General features: G+C 65.9%; 17 protein-coding genes. 4 read left to right on the top strand and 13 right to left on the bottom strand.

Annotation, left to right across the window (positions count from 1 at the left end; translation table 11 throughout):
* Position 1: 1 nt before the first annotated feature.
* The 5 genes from manD to ARGLB_RS05695 form a co-directional block, all read right to left on the bottom strand.
* Positions 2 to 1219 carry a D-mannonate dehydratase ManD gene (gene manD, locus ARGLB_RS05675; protein WP_003799945.1) on the bottom strand — a complete coding sequence of 406 codons (1218 nt, stop codon included), beginning with the start codon at positions 1217 to 1219 and terminating at the stop codon, positions 2 to 4.
* Complete coding sequence (locus tag ARGLB_RS05680; RefSeq protein ID WP_003799947.1) at positions 1216 to 2196, bottom strand: 2-hydroxyacid dehydrogenase; 981 nt, start codon at positions 2194 to 2196, stop codon at positions 1216 to 1218. The genes manD and ARGLB_RS05680 overlap by 4 nt, the downstream gene beginning before the upstream one ends.
* Before the next feature lie 2 nt (positions 2197 to 2198).
* The gene (locus ARGLB_RS05685; RefSeq protein WP_003799949.1) at positions 2199 to 3188 is read right to left on the bottom strand and encodes a LacI family DNA-binding transcriptional regulator; all 990 of its coding nucleotides are present in this window, start codon (positions 3186 to 3188) and stop codon (positions 2199 to 2201) included.
* Positions 3189 to 3541: 353 nt separating this feature from the next.
* Positions 3542 to 4588: an AAA family ATPase gene (locus ARGLB_RS05690; protein ID WP_043418115.1), complete on the bottom strand. Its 1047-nt coding sequence runs from the start codon at positions 4586 to 4588 to the stop codon at positions 3542 to 3544.
* Positions 4589 to 4819: 231 nt separating this feature from the next.
* Positions 4820 to 6415 (bottom strand): ATP-dependent DNA ligase, encoded by a 1596-nt coding sequence (locus tag ARGLB_RS05695; RefSeq protein WP_003799955.1) that lies wholly within the window; start codon positions 6413 to 6415, stop codon positions 4820 to 4822.
* A gap of 55 nt (positions 6416 to 6470) precedes the next feature.
* Between ARGLB_RS05695 and ARGLB_RS05700 the strand changes: the two genes are divergently transcribed.
* From ARGLB_RS05700 to ARGLB_RS24275, 3 genes are all read left to right on the top strand, one after another.
* On the top strand, positions 6471 to 6740 hold the full coding sequence (locus tag ARGLB_RS05700) for a dihydrofolate reductase family protein (protein ID WP_003799957.1): 270 nt from the start codon (positions 6471 to 6473) through the stop codon (positions 6738 to 6740).
* Positions 6741 to 6817: 77 nt separating this feature from the next.
* Complete coding sequence (locus ARGLB_RS05705; RefSeq protein WP_245531484.1) at positions 6818 to 8140, top strand: serine hydrolase domain-containing protein; 1323 nt, start codon at positions 6818 to 6820, stop codon at positions 8138 to 8140.
* Complete coding sequence (locus tag ARGLB_RS24275) at positions 8040 to 8492, top strand: GntT/GntP/DsdX family permease (RefSeq protein ID WP_083839600.1); 453 nt, start codon at positions 8040 to 8042, stop codon at positions 8490 to 8492. Before ARGLB_RS05705 ends, ARGLB_RS24275 begins: the two co-directional genes overlap by 101 nt.
* 22 nt (positions 8493 to 8514) lie before the next feature.
* Here the strand turns inward: ARGLB_RS24275 and ARGLB_RS05710 are convergent, their stop codons facing one another.
* The 6 genes from ARGLB_RS05710 to ARGLB_RS05735 all read right to left on the bottom strand — a co-directional run bounded on the left by ARGLB_RS05710 (position 8515) and on the right by ARGLB_RS05735 (position 17029).
* Positions 8515 to 10155 (bottom strand): amidohydrolase, encoded by a 1641-nt coding sequence (locus tag ARGLB_RS05710; RefSeq protein ID WP_003799962.1) that lies wholly within the window; start codon positions 10153 to 10155, stop codon positions 8515 to 8517.
* 113 nt (positions 10156 to 10268) lie between these two features.
* The gene (locus ARGLB_RS05715) at positions 10269 to 11729 is read right to left on the bottom strand and encodes a purine-cytosine permease family protein (RefSeq protein WP_003799965.1); all 1461 of its coding nucleotides are present in this window, start codon (positions 11727 to 11729) and stop codon (positions 10269 to 10271) included.
* Between the two features lie 107 nt (positions 11730 to 11836).
* Positions 11837 to 13654, bottom strand: coding sequence for an amidase (locus ARGLB_RS05720; protein WP_003799967.1), 1818 nt, complete (start codon positions 13652 to 13654; stop codon positions 11837 to 11839).
* On the bottom strand, positions 13651 to 14769 hold the full coding sequence (locus ARGLB_RS05725) for an agmatine deiminase family protein (protein ID WP_003799969.1): 1119 nt from the start codon (positions 14767 to 14769) through the stop codon (positions 13651 to 13653). Before ARGLB_RS05725 ends, ARGLB_RS05720 begins: the two co-directional genes overlap by 4 nt.
* Before the next feature lie 117 nt (positions 14770 to 14886).
* A complete protein-coding gene (locus ARGLB_RS05730) occupies positions 14887 to 15921 on the bottom strand; it encodes an MFS transporter (protein WP_003799973.1) in 1035 nt (344 codons plus the stop codon).
* Between the two features lie 34 nt (positions 15922 to 15955).
* Complete coding sequence (locus ARGLB_RS05735; RefSeq protein WP_003799975.1) at positions 15956 to 17029, bottom strand: C45 family autoproteolytic acyltransferase/hydrolase; 1074 nt, start codon at positions 17027 to 17029, stop codon at positions 15956 to 15958.
* A 151-nt stretch (positions 17030 to 17180) separates the two neighbouring features.
* Between ARGLB_RS05735 and ARGLB_RS05740 the strand changes: the two genes are divergently transcribed.
* The gene (locus tag ARGLB_RS05740) at positions 17181 to 18197 is read left to right on the top strand and encodes a LacI family DNA-binding transcriptional regulator (RefSeq protein WP_003799978.1); all 1017 of its coding nucleotides are present in this window, start codon (positions 17181 to 17183) and stop codon (positions 18195 to 18197) included.
* A gap of 128 nt (positions 18198 to 18325) precedes the next feature.
* Here the strand turns inward: ARGLB_RS05740 and ARGLB_RS05745 are convergent, their stop codons facing one another.
* Both ARGLB_RS05745 and ARGLB_RS05750 read right to left on the bottom strand, forming a co-directional pair.
* On the bottom strand, positions 18326 to 19210 hold the full coding sequence (locus ARGLB_RS05745) for an AraC family transcriptional regulator (RefSeq protein ID WP_003799979.1): 885 nt from the start codon (positions 19208 to 19210) through the stop codon (positions 18326 to 18328).
* A 196-nt stretch (positions 19211 to 19406) separates the two neighbouring features.
* The gene (locus tag ARGLB_RS05750) at positions 19407 to 19745 is read right to left on the bottom strand and encodes a DUF1801 domain-containing protein (protein ID WP_003799981.1); all 339 of its coding nucleotides are present in this window, start codon (positions 19743 to 19745) and stop codon (positions 19407 to 19409) included.
* Positions 19746 to 19877: the final 132 nt, after the last annotated feature.

Here is a 19877-nt window from a genome sequence, read left to right on the forward strand (position 1 = left end):
GTCACCAGTCCTTCATGGAGCCGTCGAGCTCGCGGGCGATGGGCAGGTAGGCCTGCTTGTACGGGAACCGGGCGGCGGCCTGCTCGTCCACGTGCACGCCGAGGCCAGGTTCGTCGCCGGGGTGGAGGTAGCCGTCTTCGAAGCGGAAGCTGGAGCGGAAGACCTCGGACACGAGGGGGTCGTAGCCCATGTATTCCTGGATGGCGAAATTGGTGGTGGCCAGGCCAAGGTGCAGCGAGGCCGAGAGGTTGATGGGGGACACGTCGGAGGGACCGTGCGGGGCGCCTTTGATCTGGTAGACCTCGGCGAGGGCGAGGATCTTGCGGACGTGGGAGATGCCTCCGGCGTGGACGACGGCGGTGCGGATGAAGTCGATGAGGCGTTCGGTGATGAGCTGCTCGCAGTCCCAGACGGTGTTGAAGACTTCGCCGATGGCCAAGGGGATAGTGGTCTGCTGGCGCAGGGTGCGCAGCAGCCGCTGGTTTTCCGCCGGGGTGACGTCTTCAAGCCAGAACAGGTCCACATCCTCCAGTGACCTGGCCAGGCGGGCGGCTTCTGTGGGGTTGAGCCGGTGGTGGACGTCGTGCAGGAGCTTCAGTTCCGGACCCACGTGTTCGCGGACTGCGGCCAGGACCTTCGGGGCGTGGCGGAGGTAGGCGGAGGTGTCCCAGTCCTCTTCGACCGGTCCGGCGCCGCGGCCGGCCGGTTCGTAGCTGGCGGCACCCTTCGTGACGCCATAGACCTTGTCCAGGCCGGGAACCCCGGACTGGGCGCGGACGGCGCGGAAGCCCTGTTCGCGGCGGCGGTCCACGGAATCGAGGAGCTCGGGAACGTCCCAGCCGGTGGCGTGGGTGTAGGTCAGGATCTTGTCCCGGGCCGCGCCGCCGAGGAGCTGGTAGACGGGAACGTCCAGGGCCTTGCCCTTGATGTCCCACAGCGCCAGGTCGACGGCACCGATCGCGGCCATGGTTACCGGCCCTCGCCGCCAGTAGGCACCGCGGTAGAAGTACTGCCAGGTGTCTTCGATCCGGTCCGCGTCCCGGCCGAGCAGGGCGGGCGCGAGGTGGTCGCGGAGGTAGCTGGCAACGGACAGTTCGCGGCCGTTGAGGGTGGCGTCGCCCCAGCCGACGATGCCGTCGTCGGTGGTGATCTTCAGGGTGACGAAGTTGCGGCTAGGGCTGGTGACGAGGACGTCGACGTCAACGATTTTTCGGGTCATCGGGAAATCACTACATTCTTCAGGGGCTGGTTCGCTGACAGTCGGGTGATGTTTTCGGCAATTTCGCGGGCACGGCCGCGGAAGGTCTCGGCGGTGACGCCGGAGGAGTGCGGGGTCATGATGACGTTGTCGAGCCGGCCGAACGGCAGGGCAGAGGGTTCGCCACGCCCGTCGGTGCCCGGGTACTGGTACCAGACGTCGACGGCGGCGCCGGCGATCCGGCGCTCCTTCAGGGCCTCGTAAAGTGCGGCTTCGTCGACGACGGGTCCGCGGGCAACGTTGACGATCTGCCCTTCGGGGCCGAGGTCGTCCAGTTCGGCCGCACCGATCAGGGAGGTGGTTCCGGCGTCGAGCGGGATGCTGACCACCAACACATCGGATTCGCTGAGGGCCTCCCCCAGGCGGTCTGTGGCGCCGGTCCAGCGCAGCGAGTTCTCCTGCGCGTTGACGGAGCCGCTGCGGGTGATGGCGATGCCCTCCGCGCCGAAGGCCTGCAGCAGCTTCCAGGCGGCGCTGCCGATGTGGCCGAAGCCGAGGAACGTTACCACCGCGCCGCGCAGCGTCTCGGGCTGGCGGATGTCGGGGGAGTAGACCGAGGAGGACCAGACACCGGTTCTGAGGGCTGCGTCCTGGCCCAGCAGGTTGCGGCGCAGCGCCACGAGCACGGTGGCGATGTGCTCGGCGATGGAGCCCTCATGGTGGAAGGTGTTGGCGCAGACCGTCCCGGCGGGCAGGGCGGCGGCGTCGATGCCGTCGTAGCCTGCGCCCGCCACGTGAACCAGCCTCAGGTTCCGTGCCTCGGCGCCCATGGCGGCGGTGAACTTCGGGCCCACGTAGACGTCGGCGTCCTTGAGGTCGGTCAGGACTGAGTGTTCGTTCCAGCTGTCGTGCCAGGACGTGACGGTGCCTTCCGGCAGTGCCGCCTCGAAGGTGGCGCGCTGGGGCATCAGGTTGGAGTCTGCGATGACGATTCTCATGGTTACTTTCCCTGGAGGGTCTGGTCGGCGGTGCGGGCCGCGAACGTGGAGCCGCGCACGATGAGCTGCGAGTTGAGGTGGACGGCTTCGGTGGCCGTCGGCTTGCCGGAAATTTGTTCAAGGAGGAGTTCGAGGGCGAGGGAGCCGCTGCGGCCGATGGGAACCCGGACGGACGTGAGTCCTGGTTCGGCAGCGGCGGCGATGTCGAGGTCGTCGATGCCCACCACGCTGATGTCCTCGGGGCAGTGGTAGCCGAGTGTCCGGGCTCCGGCGAGCATGCCGATAGCCACGAGGTCGTTGTAGGCGATGACGGCGGTGGCGCCGCTGGCGACCACCGACGCGGCGGCGGCTAGGCCGCCGTCGACCGTGGCGTTCTGGTTGCCCACGGTGACCAGTTCAATGCCCCAGTCGTCGCAGAGGCGGGTGATGGCGGCAAGACGCTGGCCGTTGGCCCAGGAGGAGGCCGGGCCGGGGATGTAGGCGAGCTTGCGGTGGCCGAGGGCATGCAGGTGCTCAACGGCCTGCCGGATCCCCTCACCGGCCTCCATCAGTACGCGGGCCGCATGGTCGGCCTCACCGTTGATCACGACGAGCGGCGCGTTGCCGGCCAGGTTGTGGATCTGCTCCGAAGGGAGCCGCGGGGAGCAGAGGATGATACCGTCCACACCGGTGGCGAAGGCCGCGAGGTGGTCGCGCTCCCGGGCGGAGGACTCGCCGGTGTCAGCGAGCACCATCCGGTGCCGGCCGTGCCAGGCCTGGTCCTGGATGGCCTTGATGAGCGCAGCGAACACCGCGTTGGAGATGTCCGGCACCACAACGCCGAAGGTCCGGCTGCCAGTGAGGCCGGGGACGTCGTACCCGAGCTGGGCGGCGGCATCCATGACCTTCTGCCGCGTCTCGGCGGCGAGCCGGCCGGGGTCGCCGAACGCCCGTGACGCGGTGGCGAGCGAGACGCCCGCGAGCTTTGCGACGTCCGTGAGTTTTGCCGCCATCAGTCCTCCAGTTGCTTCGTTGAAACCCTTCCCCCCAAGTATGGAAAAGCTTGTACAAGCTTGTCAACTGTTTTCCATGAACTGCGTCACATGGGTGCATGGGGCCTTCCAGAAGACGCAGTAGGACCAGGGGGCGAGCTGCGACGGGAGTCAAAGCCCGGTGAATGCGGCTTTGAAAACCGTGCCGCTGCGCTTCGGGTCATGCTGATCCGCGGCGGGGATGCCGGGGCTGTGCGCCCCGAGGGCCGCTACGCCGCCTGGGCTTGGTGAAACCGCGCACGGCAGTGGAACAGTTGTGCTTTTCCCCGTTCGAGGCGGGACGGGCGTTCGCCTGGCAGCCGCCGCAGATCCGGTCAGACCAGCCAGCGCCACCAGCGTGACCGCTCCGGTTCCGGCGTCGGTTCCGGTTCCGGCTCAGGCTCCGGCTCCTCACCCAATGCCAGCGCGGCCTCGACGATGTCGTCCGCGGTGAGCGTCATGACGGCCTCACGATCGAGCGCGTCGAGACTTTGTTCCTCGTCGAGCGACAGCCGCAGCGCCTGACGGTTGAGCGTCTGCTCGAACAGCGTGCGGGCGAACCGTGCGTTGCCGGAGTCCTCGCCCGCGTGAAGCCCGGTGAGGATGCGGCGCAGCATCTGGTCCGCGCCCGGCTCCAGCGTGTACTCGTGCTGGGCCAGCATCTGGTGGAAGATCGTCTGGAGTGCGTCGACGGAGTAGTCGGGGAACGTGATCTCGCGGGCGAACCGGGAGCGCAGTCCGGGGTTGGAGAGCAAGAAGGATTCCATCAGCCTCGGGTACCCGGCCACGATCACGACCAGGCGGTGGCGGTGGTCCTCCATCCGCTTGAGCAGGACCTCGATCGCCTCGGGGCCGAAGTCCATCCGGCCGTCCTCCGGGGCCAGCGCGTAGGCTTCGTCGATGAAAAGGACGCCGTCCAGCGCACGCCGGATCACCCGGTCCGTCTTGATGGCGGTCGCGCCGACGTACTGCCCCACCAGGCCCGAACGGTCGACCTCGACCAGGTGGCCTTTTTGCAGCAGACCGACCGCGCGGTACATTTCGGCCAGGAGCCGCGCCACGGTGGTCTTGCCCGTGCCCGGGTTTCCGAGGAACACCAGATGCTGTGATGTGGCTACCTCCGGCAGGCCGTGCGCCTTACGGCGGGCCTGCACCTGGAGCAGTGCGACGAGCGCCCTCACCTGTTCCTTCACGGTCTCCAGTCCGACCAGAGCGTCGAGCTCGGCCTGCACCTCGGACAGCGGCCGGGCCGGCCCGGGCCTCGCACCGATGAGATCGCCGACCAGGTCGTCGACGCGCTCCGAAACGGGCAGCTTGAGCTGATCGGCCAGATGGACGATGGTTTCGCGCAGGTCGTCGAGCGGATGGCGGCTGGCAGCCATGCATCCACTGTAGTACTCGATTCCCAGGTATTGAACGCGGCAACCCAACCTGCCACACGCGCGCGGTTCCATACCCCGTTCCGTTTCGGGCCGGGGGCTGTCGGTTGGCGGTTTCTCGTTGAGGAGGTTGCCCGGAGTGCTCGGCACGTGAGGATCGTCGGCTCATCAGGACCGTCGCCGCTGCTCGGATCGGAAGCTCGTGCACGCGCCTGCACGGACAACGCTAAACCATCAATTTTTCGGGAGTGGGATGTCTCTTCCCAAATCTGGTTCCGTCGGCGCGGGCGACACGTTTCTGCCCCCTGGGGTATGGAGCAGAGCGCGCAACGTCTGGATGGTGTCGGCCTCTGCGGCCGTCTTGTCGTCACGGTAACGCTTCACGCGTGCGAACCGAAGGGCGATTCCACCCGGATAGCGGGGAGAGTGTTGGACGCCGTCGATGGCGATCTCGACCACGGTGACCGGCTCGGTCCACACCGTACCCGCAGTACGCCGCACCTCCAGCTCCTGGAACCTTTCAGTCTGCCATTGCAGCAGCGCATCGGTAAGGCCCTTGAAAGTCTTGCCCACCATGACGTAGCCGCCGGCCTCGCCGAACTCGCCAACAGGGTCCAGGGCTCCGAGGTGCAGGTTCGACAGCAGTCCGGTGCGCCGTCCTGACCCCCATTCGCAGGCGAGCACCACCAGGTCGTAGGTGAGCACCGGCTTCACCTTGATCCAGTTCGAACCCCGCCGCCCGGCGGCGTAGGCCGAGCCCACCGCCTTCACGACCACACCCTCATGACCGGCGGCCAGCGCATCGCGCGACACGCTCTCGGCAACAGCCGCATCCGCAGTGATTTTCCCCGGGATGCGGTGACCCGGGGCAATGCGCTCAAGCACGCCGATGCGTGTGGACAGCGGCTCGTCCAGCAGGTCGCGCCCGTCGATGTGCAGCACGTCGAAAAACCACGGATGCAGCAGCGTCGTGCGCGCCGCGTTCGTTCCGAACCTTGACATGGTCTCCTGGAACGGCCGGGGGCCGCCGTCCTCGTCCAGGGCTAGTGTCTCGCCGTCGAGGATCACATCGCGCACGGGCAGTCCGCGCACCACCTCCACAACCTCAGGCAGCCGATGGGTCACTTCGGCCAGGGTGCGAGTGTAGATGCGCACGTCGTCGCCGGCACGGTGAACCTGGATACGTGCGCCGTCGAGCTTGTATTCCACCGACGCTTCCCCCGTCGCCTCCAGCGCCTCGCTGGCACTGGCCGCGGTTGCGGCCAGCATGGGCTGCACGGGACGTCCGACGACGAGGCCGACAGCGTCAAGCTGGGCCGCCGTGCCCGTGATCGCCAGCAGGGCGGCCCAGCCGAGATCGCCGGAGAGCATGGCTGCGCGGCGTACAGCCTCGACCGGCCGGCCGGCGGCGCGGGCGATTGCATCCGTCAGTACGCCTTCGAGTGCACCGGCACGAAGTTCTCCGAGCAGCACGCCGGCGATGAAGGCCTGCTCGCGTTCGGTGGCTTCCGCCATCAGGGTCCGAAGGGTGGCGGCGCGTTCCACGGTCGAGCCAGTGCCTGCGGTTGCCTGCAGCCTGTCCAACGCAGCGTCGAGGTGGGCAATGGTGAGATTCGGCTCAGGAGCGGGTCCGCCCTTGGCCGCCCTCATGCCGCTCCAGCCGATCCCGACTCGGCCCTGGCGAGGCTTAGCGGTGAGCAGGCCGACCGCCGTCGGGATGTCCGCGGGGTCGAGCCGGAGCAGCAGGTCTGCAAGTTCGTTGACCTTGGCGAGCCGGGAGCGGGTGGCCGCTACGGCTTCCAAGGTCCTCACGAGCACGTCGAGCAGCATGGCATCAGTCTGTCACGGACGCTGGCTGTGTACAGCGATTAGCTGGCAGGCGCCCGTGTCCGATGACGAGGCTGGCGCTGCCATCGGCGAGGAGATTGGCCGCATCGACGCCCTGCTCCTCGGGCGGAAGACCTACGACATTTCCGCGGCCTACGGGCCGCACCAGTCCGACGAGATCGGCGGCACGCTCAACCGGGTGCCTAAGTTTGTCGTTTCCAATTCACTGGTTGCTCCGGCGTGGGCGGGCACCAAAGTGCTGCCAAATGCAGAGGCAGCGGGCCGTACGTGGTCGCCCGTGATGGCGTCCGACACCTCATGTCATTAGGTACGGGAAAGGGGTGGATCTCGCGACGCCGCTGGAGTAGGTTGAGCGCAATTATCAGCGTCGCCGGGGAGTCCACCGTGACCAGTAGCAGGCACAACCACAATTGGCATTTTCCCTCCCGCCTCCTCGCACTCGGCATCGCAACCGCAACTGCGTTGGCGATCTCCGGGTGCACGTCCACGCCAACGCAGGCCCCCGCGTCGTCCACTGCACCGCCATCGGTGGCCCCTTCAACTACCGGCACGACGGCGGGAGGAAAGACAGGATCGGCGACTCTCGGCGGACTGGACAAAGCCAAGGTCCAGGACACTTTCCGGACTCTCGCCAAGGAGCTGCTCGTACCGGGAGCGGCCATGATGCTCCGCACCACGCAAGGCGACGTCAGCCTCACCTACGGCGTGACGAGCGCAGGCGGGTCAACATCTGTCTCACTCGATGACCACATCCGCATCGGCTCCGTCACCAAGACGTGGACTGGGACCGTCATCCTGCAGCTCGTGCAGGAAGGCAAACTCAAGCTTGAGGATCCCGTTTCGAAGTACCGCTCTGACGTACCGAACGGCGACAACATCACCATCGAACAACTCCTGACCATGCGTAGCGGAATCTACAACTACTCGGAGTCGTACGAGCTGAACAAGGCCCTCGACACCACGCCGCAACGGGTCTGGACGCCTGAGCAACTCGTGGCGATCGCCCTGCCGCTGCCCGCATACTTCGGCCCCGGCGAAGGCTTTCACTATTCGAACACCAACACGGTTCTGCTGGGGCTCATAGCCGAGAAACTGGATGGCAAGGGCTTCGGCCAGATCGTGCGTGACCGGATCCTGGAACCACTGGGCCTGAAACAAACGTCGTTTCCGGCGGCGGAGTCTTCCGGCCTTCCCAAGCCTTTCTCCCGCGGCTACATGTACATGGACAACCTTCTCACCCTGTCCACGGCCAAGCTTCCCGCGGACTTGATCGCCAAGGCGCAGGACGGCTCATTGAAACCGCATGACTACACAAACGCCAACCCTTCCTGGACGTGGGCCGCCGGGCAGGGAGTCTCCACGGCGGGCGACCTCATGACGTTGGCCGAGGGCCTCACCGATGGCAAGCTGCTCAACCCGGACCTACAAAAGAAGCGCATGGACAGCCTTGCGCCGATCGACCCGGACAACCCGGGCGCCGCGCGGTATGGCATGGCGCTGGCCCAGTTCGGCCCGCTCTACGGACACACCGGCGAACTCCCCGGCTACAACACCTTCATGGGCAGAGATCCGCAGAACAATGTGACCTTGGTAGTGTGGACCAACCTTGCACCGTCACCGGACGGACGGGATCCGGCGTCGACCATCGCCAAGGCAATCATCGGGGACCTCTACGGCGCAGCGCCGACAGGTCCAGCCACGCGGTGAACCTCAGACACGGCGTCGCCCGGCGCGCCCGAGGGCTTGGCGCCTGGCGACACCTGTCCAGAGGGAAAACCAGGCAAACCCGGCTCAACCTGGCCCTGCCTCCTCCAACGCAAAGATCACTCAGCTCGGGAATCCGGCCAGTCCTTCCACATCATCAACCGGCCGGTTTCGGGCCCAGCATCAAGGCGTCGGCCCCCTGAGTATGATCCTGCTGGTGGTCGGTGCCGGCGCGTTCTTCGGTGCGGTGCTCTCCGCCACCGGTGTTGGCAAGGCTGTTGCGGATTCGTTGGCCCAGGCCGGCCTTCCGATCATCCTGTCCGCCTTCGGGGAGGCCGGACGCTCCTCACGCTAGATGCTGCAAGGGTTACGGTGAATCAGTGCGGTGAGGTTTCCCGCTCGGCGTGCCGTCCGTCGTAAACAGTCCGGCCGCCGACGACTGTGCGCAGGACTTCCGTGCCGAGGAGCGCGGTTGGGCTTGCGGCCGCGAGAACATCAGTGTCGAGGACCACGAAGTCGGCGTAGAGGCCGGCGGCGAGGCGGCCGATCTCGTGCTCCGCGCCACACGTCCAGGCCGAGTCACGGGTGGCGTGTTCGATGGCGTGGGCAAGTGGTAGCGCAAAGTCCGGGACATTGGCCGCTGCGGTTGGGTCGAGGGCGGAGGCGCGGGTGGCGGCGACGTACATATTGGGCAGCGGCGCATGGGGCGACGTGGGGGAGTCGGTGCCGAAAGCGAGGCGCGCGCCAGCGTCCGTCATCCATGGCCACGGGAACCCGCGCTCGACGCGGTCGTCGTCGAGCTTTGCCCGCCAATTCGCACTGATGGCAGGGTCGGCGTGGACCGGCTGCATGCTCGCGGTGATACCGAGTGAAGCGAGGCGATCGACGTCGGCCCTGTCCACGAGCTCGAGGTGCTCGATCCGGTGACGGCGTTCGCGTGGGCCATTCTGAGCCACCGCGTGTTCGACGGCGCCGATCGCGATCCGCACTGATTCGTCTCCGATGGCGTGCATCGCGACTTTCAACCCGGCGGCATCGGCAGCTGCGACTACTGGTGCGAGCTCCTCGAGGCTCCAGATCGGGGCTGCGTTGGACCCGTCGGCGTAGGGACTCCCGAGGGTCGCGGTGCAGCCGTCGATCGTGCCGTCGATGATCACCTTGATGCCGACCACGCGCAGGAAGGGCGAAGGGTGCTCGGCGGCAAGTTCGGCCGCCCGCTGAACCTGGGCGATGTTGTCTTCGGCGGAGCCGGTGTTGTTCACGCGCCAGTAGGCAATGAGCCGGCTGGTGAGGCTTCCGTCCTTGTCTGCCCGCTTGAATGATTCAAGGTCGGTCTCGTTGAATCCCATGTCGCATGCGGTGGTCACGCCGGTCTCGCGGTAGGCGCGTTGGACGGCGGCGATGCTGGCCCCGTGTTCGTTCTCGCTAACTTGGGAATCCAGGAAGGGAAGCACGATGTCGTAGAAGGCGTTCTCGTCGATATAGCCTGTGGCGTGCCCGGCAGCATTGCGTTTGATGGTGCCGCCGAGCGGGTTCTGAGTGTCAGCCGTGATTCCCAGTTCTGCAAGAGCGGCCGTGTTCACCCACACAGAGTGAAAGTCGTATGCGAAGGCGTAGACGGGCTTCCCGGGAACTGCGGCATCGAGCATTCCGGCGTCGGGGACACTGCCCGGGATTGCTCCGTGCAACCAACCCGTGGCCAGGACCCGGGCAGCGGCAGGGCGCTCGGTGTCCCATGCCGTGATTCGCTGCTGGATCTCTTCGACGGACTTGGCGCCCCATAGGCTGACCTGGCCCAAGGCTTCGCCGGTGCCGAGCACGTGGGCGTGGCCGTCCACGAAACCGGGCACGACCAGTCGGCCCGCCAAGTCGATTCTCTCGGCATCCGGACGAAGGCGCTGTGCTGTGTCGGCGTCACCCACATAAAGGATTCGTTCGCCTTGGACAAGCATGGCCTCGGCCCAACGGCGGGTGTCCGAGGTGAAAATGCGGGCGTTCGTGTACAACTGGGTGCTCACGTGCTGATGTCCTGCTTTCTGTTACTGCGTCGTCTGCCTCGTCCAGGGCATAGACCCTGTTTGTTGGCAGCTTGTTATCGGGTTCGAGGGTGGACTGGTACCGGCGGTGTCTATCAGGCGTTTGCAGTCTCCCTGTCGGCGACTTTCGGATTTACCCGGGGCCGGGTGAAGCGCGTCCACAGGGCGTATGCCGCTGCGGTGACAAATAGGGAGACCGGCACCGAGAGATCGATCCCGCCCATGGCCGCGGCGATGGGGCCGGTGTACAGGCTGCTGGTGAGGAATAGTGATGCCGTGCCTCCGCCGAGGATCACGGCGAGCAGGCCGGGGAGGTGCCATCCGCTGGTGTACCAGAAGGGGCTGCCGGGCCGTTCGTTGAAGAGGTCCTCCCCGCTGTAGCGGTTGCGTCGGATGATGACGTCGGTGGCGAAGATGGCCATGGTGGGTCCGGAGATAAGGATCAGCAGCTGCAGCATCAGGTTGACCGCTTCCAGCAGGCTGGTGGACATCACCAGGTAGATGGTCAGTGTGGTGCCGATGGCGCCGACCACTACCGCTGCCGGGATGCGTCGGATCGGGATGCCGATGGACTGGAAGGCCATGCTGGCGGTGTACGTGGTCATGCCGTTGAGTGAGATGGTGTTGATGATGACGCCAGCCACGAAGATGGGTCCGAGCCAGGCCGGGAGCAGGGCGAGGAGCGCCGATTCGATGCCTAGATCCATGGCGGCTGCGTCAACGCCAGTGGCCAGCAGGGCGCCCACCGCGGTGAAGAAGGTGCTCGGCAGTATTCCGCCGAGTGCCGTGGCAGCGATGATGTGGGAGGGCTTGGTTGAGCGCGGCAGGTATCGGGCCATGTCCGGGCTGTTAGAAAAGGACAGCGGAGAGGAGGCGAGGATAGCGAATCCGACAGTCATCGAAGACCACAACGGGACACCCTGCAGAGATTCCGCGGGTGCATAGTTCCAATTGACGTGGGGCAGGATGAACGCCGTGACGAGCAGGAAGATGGCCAGCAGAATCACGGCCACCATGGGGTAGCTGCGAAGGATCAGACCGTGGCCGAACACCGCCACGAGCACGGTGATTGCGGCTACAACAATGGTGACGAGCACAGGTCCGAGCACTGGATCAGTGAAGCCAAGCTGCGCGAGCAGTTCTGCCGCCATGAACGAGGATGCGAGCCAATTCAGTGCCAGGAACACGGAGGAGATGAACCAGCCATAGAAAGCGACGACGACCCTGTTCCCGCGGACTCCGTAAACTGCGCGGGTAATAACCGATCCGGAAGTCCCGGCGGCGGGACCGCTAATGGCCACGAGGCCCGTCAGGAGCCAGGGAATGCCGCTGGCGATAATCACGAGGAACGCTTGCCACAGTTCCATGCCAAGCAGGATCATGGACGCTCCCACGGCGAAGCTGAGCACGCTGACGCTGGGGGCTGCCCACACGGCAAAAAGGTCACGGGCCCGTCCATGCCGTTCGGCCGCGCCGATGAGTTCGATGCCTCTGCTCTCGGCGTGGGACAGGGGTTCTTGGGGACTGACTGCATCAGTCTGATTGGGCTGGGACAACGCTGTTCCTTTCGGGCAGGGTTCGGCCGCACAGCGCTGTGGACCTGACCCTGTTAGCTGGTGGGGTGATCCGATGACGGGCCCTGTCGGCCTTCATCGCATCAATTTCATGCGGTTGATTGCCCCGTGCTTTTCCGCGGGCTTGGGGTTTGGTACTTCCCTTGCCGGGAAGTTGTGCGGGGCGGCGGGATGCGGCGGCTGCCTGTGGCTTCGAACGCCGCGGCGAGGCGCAACAAGTGTGTGTCTGCGTAGGCCTTGCCGGCGATGGTCAGTCCCACCGGCATTCCGATGTCCGCTGCGGTGCCCATGGGGACTGTGACGGTAGGAATTCCCAGGTGCCTTGGGACAAGGTTTCCGTTGGCCACCCAGACGCCGTTGCCCCAGGCCAGGTCCGCGGAGCGTTCGTTGCGGTCGGCGTCGGCCGGTCCCACGTCTGCCGCTGCCGGGAAGATCACAGCATCGAGGCCCAGGCGGTCCATCCACTCTTCGAGATCCACCCTGCGCGTTTCCTCCAGCCCCTTCAGCCCTGCGGCCAGGTGCGGAATGTCGGGGAGGGAGGGAACCCCGTTCTGCCGGATCCAGGCAGGGTAGTCGCTGATGTCATCCTCGAAGCCGTCGTACCGGTCCGGGATCGACCCGTCCGGTGCGGGGAAGATTGCATCCCCGTCCACGTCGGCGAGCCGGCAGAGATTCGGATCCCCGTTCGCGTCCAGGAAGTCGTTCCATGACCAGGCCGCCAGGTCGACGATTTCCCGGCGAAGGTACGCACTCGGAACCAAACCCCTGGTGGCTATGGTGGGCGCGCCGGGCCGGTCTCCTTCGTAATTGGACACCACAGGGAAATCGACCTCGACGACGTCTGCGCCGGCGGCTTCCAGGTCGCGCCGGGCGGCCTTCCACAGGTTGATGATGGATGCGCGGGTTTCAATGCGCTTGCCGGTGGGCCCGCCGATGCCGGGTTTCTCCACGGTACCGGCGTCGGGATCCGCGTTGATGTACATCCGGGGGACGCCGAGGCGTTTGCCGGCCAGGACGCGGGTTGCACCGGTTTTGTCGGCGACGGCGAGGTCCAGGTACGAGGCGGGCCGGACCTCCGAGGCCTTCGGGATCTCCACCCAGGGCTGGACGCGCCAGAAGTCCCCGCGGGTTTCGCCGTCGTCTGCCACCACCACGTCGAGTACTTCCAGGAGGTCATCCATCGTCCGGGTATGGGGAACCACCACGTCCATCGTGGGAACCAGCGGCCAGTTGCCCCGGACGGAGATAACGCCCCGTGACGGGGTGTAGGCGCAGAGCGCATTGTTCGACGCCGGCGCCCGGCCCGAGGACCAGGTCTCCTCCGCCAGCCCGAACGCCGCGAAGCTTGCTGCCGTCGCCGTGCCTGAACCGTTGGAGGACCCCGAAGCGAATGCGGCCGTGAGGTAGTCTGCGTTGTAGGGGCTTTCAGCCCGGCCGTAGACACCGCGCTGCATGCCGCCGTTGGCCATCGGCGGCATGTTCGTCAGGCCGATCAGGATGGCCCCTCCAGCCCGCAGCCGTTCGATGGTGAAGGCGTCTTTCTGCGCCACGAGGTCTTTGAAGGCGGGCGAGCCTGCAGCGACCGTCAGTCCGCGGACCTGGTAGCTGTTTTTCGCGGTGTAGGGGATGCCGTCCAGTGGGCCCAGTGTCGATCCCTGCGCGCGGCGTTCATCCGAGGCCCTCGCTTCTGCCAAGGCATCGGGGTTCATTACCACCAGCGCATTCAGGCGGATGCCGGAGCTGTCATAGGTCTCTATCCGCTGCAGGTACTGGCGGACCAGTTCCTCGCTGGTCGCCCTGCCTGCCTCCAGCGCCCGGCGCAGCTGCTTGATGGTGGCTTCCACCACGTCGAATCCGGTGGTGGGCAAGCCTTGGTGGGACGAATTGAGGGGATGCGAGAGGCTCATTGTGCGCCGCCTTCCGCTGCGGGCTCGGGTTGCTGCTGGGTGATGCAGTGGATGCCGCCGCCAAAGGCGAAGATGTCCCGCGCGTCGACAAGCTCCACCGTTCGGCCCGGATAGGCACGTTCGAGGATCCCCGCAGCGATGGCATCGTTGGGGTCGTCGAAGGCGCACAGCACGACCACGTTGTTGGCCACGTAATGGTTGATGTAGGACCAGTCCACGAACCCTTCATCGTCTCTTAGGACGGTGGGTGCGGGTACCGCAATGATGCGCAGAGGCCGGTCATGCGCGTCCAACTCCCCGGCGAGGACGGCGTGAAGCTCCCTGCAGATCTCGTAATCCGGATGAGCCGGGTCGTCCTGGCGGTGCAGCAGGACCGTGCCGGGGCCGGCGAAGGTGGCGACGATGTCCACGTGTCCGCGGGTGCCGAATTCGTCGTAGTCACGGGTGAGGCCCCGTGGCAGCCAGATGGCTTTCGTGGTGCCCAGCGCGTTATGGATCTCCGCTTCTACCGACTCCTTGGTTGCGCCAGGGTTGCGCGTGGGATCCAGCTGCACCGTCTCGGTCAGCAGCACGGTTCCGTTCCCGTCCACATGGATTCCACCGCCCTCGTTGACCAGGGAGCTGGACCGGACCGGGACGCCGGCTTCGGCGGCAACGGCGCAGGCCACGTCCTTGTCTTTGGACCAGACTGCCCACTCCTGGGCGCCCCAGCCGTTAAAGACCCAGTCGATGGCGGCCACCGAGCCGTCCTGGTGCCGGGTGAACGTGGGGCCGCTGTCCCGCATCCAGGCGTCGTCAAGCGGAACCTGCACCACACGGATGCCCTCGCCGAGCCATTCCCTGGCCGTGGTGGCGTCCCGGGGGTCCGCCACCACGGTGACGGGTTCGTAGCGGGCGATCGTCCGGGCCACCCTGGACCAGGCTTCGCGGGCCCTGTCCAGCGTGGGGCTTCCGGCCGGACCGAAGGTTTCGTTGGGCGGCGGGAAGGCCATCCACGTCCGGTGGTGTGCCTCCCATTCGGCCGGCATGTGGCTGGCCGCCACGGCGGTGGCGGCGCGTGGGGCTGGGGCGGGTTTTATTCGCTTCGCGACGTCCTTCGGGTCAAGATTCAGCATGATGTCCTTTCTTTGTGGCCGCCTACGTGACGCGAACCACTAAATGAATGTCATTCATTTTAGGGCATGACAGCGTGGGAACGGGCTATGCAGGTCATTTTCTGACGATCTGAGGTCTTACGGTTCCTCGCCGAGTTCCGTGGTGGGGACCTTGGAGGTTTCCTTTAGACCCAGGACGCACAGGACAAGCACCAGGCATGCCAGGCCGGAGTAGAGGGCGATGCCGAGCGAACCACGGTTGAATGCGATGAACAGTGCTGTGGCGATGCTTGCTGCCGTGCCGCCGCCCAGCGCGGCACCCGTCTGGTACGTGGCCGAGATGGAGGAGTAGCGGCTTTCCTTGGAGAACTGTTCACCCAGGAAGGCGGGGATGCAGCCCTGCGGCATGGCCATGAACAGGTTGACCAGGATAAAGGCCACGGTGGCGAGGAAAATAACCTGGCTGTCCACCATGCCGAAGAACAGGAAGAAGAAGGCCCTGCGGGTGCGGGCGATGATGCCGACCAGAACCAGCAGTCCGCCCAGCCAGAACGGGACACGCCATGCCCAGGCAAGAAGTTCGGATTCGGGCAGGAGTGTCATCACCGTGAAGACGCCAGTGCCGAACAGGCTGCCGATGCCAATGCCGGTACTGGTGAAGCTGCCCCACAGGCCGCGGCGGTTCTGGGGGGAGTTCTCAATGCCGAACAGGGCTGCGCCGCCCCATTCACCGCCTGCCGCGAAGCCCTGCACCAGGCGCAAGGCCACGAGCAGGACGGGGGCGAACAGTCCCAGGTTGTCGTACGTGGGGAGGCACCCGATGAGGAAGGTGCTGGTGCCCATGAGCAAGAGGGTCATGACGAGCATGGACTTCCGGCCGAGGCGGTCTCCGAAGTGCCCCACCACGATGCCCCCCAGCGGACGCACGATGAACCCGGCGCCGAAGGCGGCGAAGGCCATCAGGGTTCCCGTGAGCCGGTCCGTTGCGGGGAAGAAAAGGGTGGGGAACACCAGCGCGGCGGCGAGTCCATAAACGATGAAGTCATAGAACTCCAGTGCGGTGCCGAAACCGGAAATGAAGAAAGTGCGGACTGCAGTGGTGGCCTGGGCGCCAAGGCCTTTTGCACTCTGCGGTGTCGACGGTGACACCGGGGAGGACTGTGTTTGGGACATGGGGGTCATCCTTTGGGGGAGAGGTGGGAGGGAGTCAGAAGCGGTCCAGGCCGTACCTGGCGGCTTCGTCGGGAGGGCCGGTGTAGAAATCCAGCGCGAAGTTCTCTGCGTCGATGCCGACGGTCAGCAGGGTTTGCCATTGGTCGATGAGCGGCTTGGTGGTGTCAGCCGTCATGCAGATCGCGGCCTTTCCGCCGTCACTGCCGCAGGCGGCACGGACGCGATCGACGGGAGTGAGGCCGGTCATGGTGTCCCGGACAGCGTTGAGGTGCTGGTAGCGCTCGGCTGTGGTGGAGTCGGCGGGCATGGTGTCGCCCCTGCCCAACTCGGGGTCCAGGAAGTGGTTGGTGTGCAGGAGCCAGCCGTCCTCGTCTGGGAGGACGGTGCCCATCCCGGCCGGGGAGAGTTCAAAGCTGGCGGCGCGGGAGACGCCGTCGTGCATCTCAAGAACGGTGAGGGAGGTGGAGGCGCTGCCGGCCGAGCCGGCCGCGATCTTCCCGGCTTCCTCCAGGCTTGTGGCCTCATCCAGGATGCGGCGGGCGATGGCGTGTACCGGGACGCCTCCCCGGTCTGAGTCGGTGGTGTGGGCCAGGATGTTGAAGTGGAGGCCTATCCCGGCGTCGTTGACGCCGATCTTCGCGGCGGTGCCGAATTCAGTGAACATCTTGACCCTGCGGCCGGCGTCAGAGACGAAATCGAGCAGGAGAGCGCCAGGGACCAGAAAGTCGTGCCAGTCCCAGGTCTGCATGGTTTCTGCGGTGCATCCCTTGCCGGTGAAAACGGCGGTGGAGCATTCGCCCTCGGTGCGTGGCGGCGCGGCGGCAAGAATTTCGGTGCGTGCGCTGACGGCGCCGACCTTCCACACCTCGATGTGGGCGGCCTCGGCGATAGCCCCGGTTTCCGCTGCCAGACCGGGAGCCCAGGCGGCGAGTGATGCATGGCTGTTTTCGGCAATGCGCCGGACCGTTCCCGAAGGGATGCTCAGGTCCTCGAAATGCCGCAGGTACAGCGCGGCGGTCCGAGCAAACTGTTCACCGAACTCCAGGCCGAGTTCGCGGCCACGCGCGGCCGGATCCCGGGTGATCGACGTTGCGGTAAAAAGCTTCATGGTGCGTCCTTCGTGGTGACGTTTGCTGGGATGCAGATCACGGTAGGGAAGTAAAACGTTTTATGCAATCATTATTTTTGGTGGGGTTTTTGACGGGTTCAGCACGGGCGTTGCCGCAGGCGAGGCAGCACGCCGGAGAGTAAGGGGTGGCATGGCGCGGGGCGAGGGCATCACTATTAGGGACGTGGCGCGGCGCGCCGGCGTGTCGGTCACGGCCGTGTCCCACTCCCTCAACGGGAAAGGGACGATCAGCGAGGCGACGCGGGCCCGGGTAAAGGCGGCAGCGGACGAGCTCGGGTACCAGGCTGATGCCTTCGCGCGCGGCATGCGCCAGGGCAGTATCGGAGCCATCGGCCTGGTGCTCCGTTCGCTCGATGCATTGGGGGACTACACCCCGGCGGGTGTTGACCTGTTTGAGCGCTTTGCCGGGATTGTTGCTGCCAGGGCCCTGTCCAAGGGACTCAGCATTACCCTGGTGCCGGATCTCCTCCGCCGCCCCGTCCCGCCACTGGCCTTCTCGATGGATGGGTACATCATCATGAGCCCTCATGAGGACGATCCGGTGGCCGCGCTGCTGGAAATACGGAATATTCCCTATGTGTGCTACGGCAGGATCCTGGCACGGCCGGAATTCACACACTGGGCTTCTGAAGATGATCCTCTGGCGGCACGCCAACTCCTGGCCCACTTCGAGGCGGCTGGGGCCCGGGAGGTGGTCCTGGTCCCGGGCACTGACCGGAATTCCTGGAACCACGACTTCGTTCAGGAGTACCTGTCCTGGTGCGGGCGCCACGAAGTGGCGCCGCGGATCTATGAGCAGCCCGAGCAGTCCGGCGTCGATGGTGGGCGCCAAGCAGGAACCAGGATCCTGGCAGACGGACTCCCGGACGCTGTGCTGTGCTTGACGGGGCGGCATGCCGCAGGTGTGCAGCAGGAGTTCCTGGCCGCCGGGGTGAACATCCCGGGGCAATCCATGATTGCCGCGGCCTCCGACTCCGAGCACACACGATCTAGCAGGCCGGCCATTACGGCGTTCGAACTCAACCCGGCAGGATGCGCCGACGCACTGCTGGAAATGCTGCAAAAACTGCTCGAAACGGGAAGCGCCTCAGGGCCGAGCCTGGCAAGGGCCAAGCTGAGGCCAAGGGGTTCGACCCGCAGGGAGTGAGCGTAATTCGCTGACGTCTGATCGTCAGGACCGGTTTCCTTATGTGGTTGAGGCCGTCCTGTCTAAACCGCTAGAGGTGATTTCGTCCTTGGCCGGTGCTGTGGCCGGGGCCTAATTCGCGGCACTGGCTAGGCGCGTTCAACCGGGAGCCACAACTCGCAGGTGGCCGTGCTGAAGTCGGCTGCGCGGTCGAGTACGGCCACGATTGAGGGCCCGGGCCTCAACCGCCAAGGGTTGGAGGGAAACCAGTCGGCGGCCGTCGCTGCCCACGTGGACTGCAGGGCTGCCGGGTACGGGCCCGCGGTGCGGAACACCGCCCAGGTACCGGCGGGAACCTCGATCGCGTTGAGATCCTCGGGCACTGGCGTCGTTTCGCTGACGGCGACGCCATGGAGGTAGGTCAGCTCGCTGCCCTCCGTGTAGTCAGGGTCTACGTCCGCAGTCACCTGGAGCAGCCCCGCCGGCTCGGTGTTGCCCAAGCCCTTGAGGCGGGCGTGCTTGGCTGCGGGCAGCGAAGCGATGTGCGCCTGGATGTGTGGATTGACGCCGTGGTGGATGAGCGGAACGCGGGCCGAATGGCCGACGAGCCGGAACGCCGGTTGATCTGCGATGCGCGTGTCCATTGTGGTGTTCCCTTCGATGGTCAGGCGGAACCTGAGCTGCGGTTGGGTGCGAAGGGGGCCGCCGTTTCGGCGCACATCTCCGGGGCTGGCGCCATGCACCGATCGGAATGCTCGGCTGAATGCCTCAGTGGATCCGTAGCCGTAGCGGACCGCAATTCCCAACAGGTCGCCGCCGCCCAGGACGTCGGCCGCGGCGACCGCCATGCGTCGTCGCCGGACGTACTCGGACAACGGCATTCCAGCCAGCGACGCGAACATCCGGCGGAGGTGGTACTCCGTCGTGCCGAGACTGCTCGTCAGCCCGGTGATGTCGATCTCCTCAGTGAGGTGGTCCTCGATGAGTCCGACGATCCTGTTGAGAACTTCGATCACGGTTTCCCCTTCCAGCATCAATCCTGCTCGTCAACCTGAGCGCACGCCCGACTATTGCTGTCCGTTTCGATCGCGTTGCATCCCGCGGTCTGGCCGCAGCCAATGTGTTCGTGAAGGCCCGATGCCGGCCGGAAAGGGGCTTGGAATGAGGGTCAACCGCCGGTGCCTGCTCGCGCTGAACACGGCAGGCCCCCACTGTGCGGACCGACCCGTGTCAGGCAACCGCCTTCTCGACGAGCGCGCGGATCCTGGCCTCCGTCGCAGCATCCATGGAGGTGATGGTCCACGCGACCGGGTGCATGTGGGCGCCCTCCTCGCGTGCCGGGTTCACAACTTCGCCAAAGCCGAACGCGATGAAGTCCTTATCCGGTTTGATGTAGCAGATGTCCTTGCCGTCCTTCACATAGAACGGGAGTCCCCAGCGGACGATCGGCTCCAGCGAGGGCGCGCTCTCCCGGATGATGCGGTGTAGGCGTTCTCCAATCTCCCGGTATCGTGCGGGAGCCTCGCTGAGTTTGCTGAGAACGGCTGCGTCACCCTTTTTCGTGAACATCGATTCAGGTCTCCTTCAATCATCAGGGAATTGTTCTGGCCGGCGGCCCCGTGCGCCCGTGAACCACCGAGGGCGTCTGCAACCGGCGACGGCGCCAAGCCTACGTCGCCGGGGCGGAGGTAGTCGAGGCAT

Source organism: Arthrobacter globiformis NBRC 12137 (assembly GCF_000238915.1).
GTDB lineage: Bacteria > Actinomycetota > Actinomycetes > Actinomycetales > Micrococcaceae > Arthrobacter > Arthrobacter globiformis.

Excerpts from the sequence above, each read along its gene's own strand:
- ARGLB_RS05725 (WP_003799969.1), bottom strand. The coding sequence starts at position 14,769 with ATGCTGAATCTTGACCCGAAGGACGTCGCGAAGCGAATAAAACCCGCC.
- ARGLB_RS05750 (WP_003799981.1), bottom strand. The coding sequence starts at position 19,745 with ATGTTCACGAAAAAGGGTGACGCAGCCGTTCTCAGCAAACTCAGCGAG.
- ARGLB_RS05730 (WP_003799973.1), bottom strand. The coding sequence starts at position 15,921 with ATGTCCCAAACACAGTCCTCCCCGGTGTCACCGTCGACACCGCAGAGT.
- ARGLB_RS05680 (WP_003799947.1), bottom strand. The coding sequence starts at position 2,196 with ATGAGAATCGTCATCGCAGACTCCAACCTGATGCCCCAGCGCGCCACC.
- ARGLB_RS05695 (WP_003799955.1), bottom strand. The coding sequence starts at position 6,415 with ATGCTGCTCGACGTGCTCGTGAGGACCTTGGAAGCCGTAGCGGCCACC.
- ARGLB_RS05740 (WP_003799978.1), top strand. The coding sequence starts at position 17,181 with ATGGCGCGGGGCGAGGGCATCACTATTAGGGACGTGGCGCGGCGCGCC.
- ARGLB_RS05720 (WP_003799967.1), bottom strand. The coding sequence starts at position 13,654 with ATGAGCCTCTCGCATCCCCTCAATTCGTCCCACCAAGGCTTGCCCACC.
- ARGLB_RS05735 (WP_003799975.1), bottom strand. The coding sequence starts at position 17,029 with ATGAAGCTTTTTACCGCAACGTCGATCACCCGGGATCCGGCCGCGCGT.
- manD (WP_003799945.1), bottom strand. The coding sequence starts at position 1,219 with ATGACCCGAAAAATCGTTGACGTCGACGTCCTCGTCACCAGCCCTAGC.
- ARGLB_RS05685 (WP_003799949.1), bottom strand. The coding sequence starts at position 3,188 with ATGGCGGCAAAACTCACGGACGTCGCAAAGCTCGCGGGCGTCTCGCTC.
- ARGLB_RS05745 (WP_003799979.1), bottom strand. The coding sequence starts at position 19,210 with ATGCTGGAAGGGGAAACCGTGATCGAAGTTCTCAACAGGATCGTCGGA.
- ARGLB_RS05690 (WP_043418115.1), bottom strand. The coding sequence starts at position 4,588 with ATGGCTGCCAGCCGCCATCCGCTCGACGACCTGCGCGAAACCATCGTC.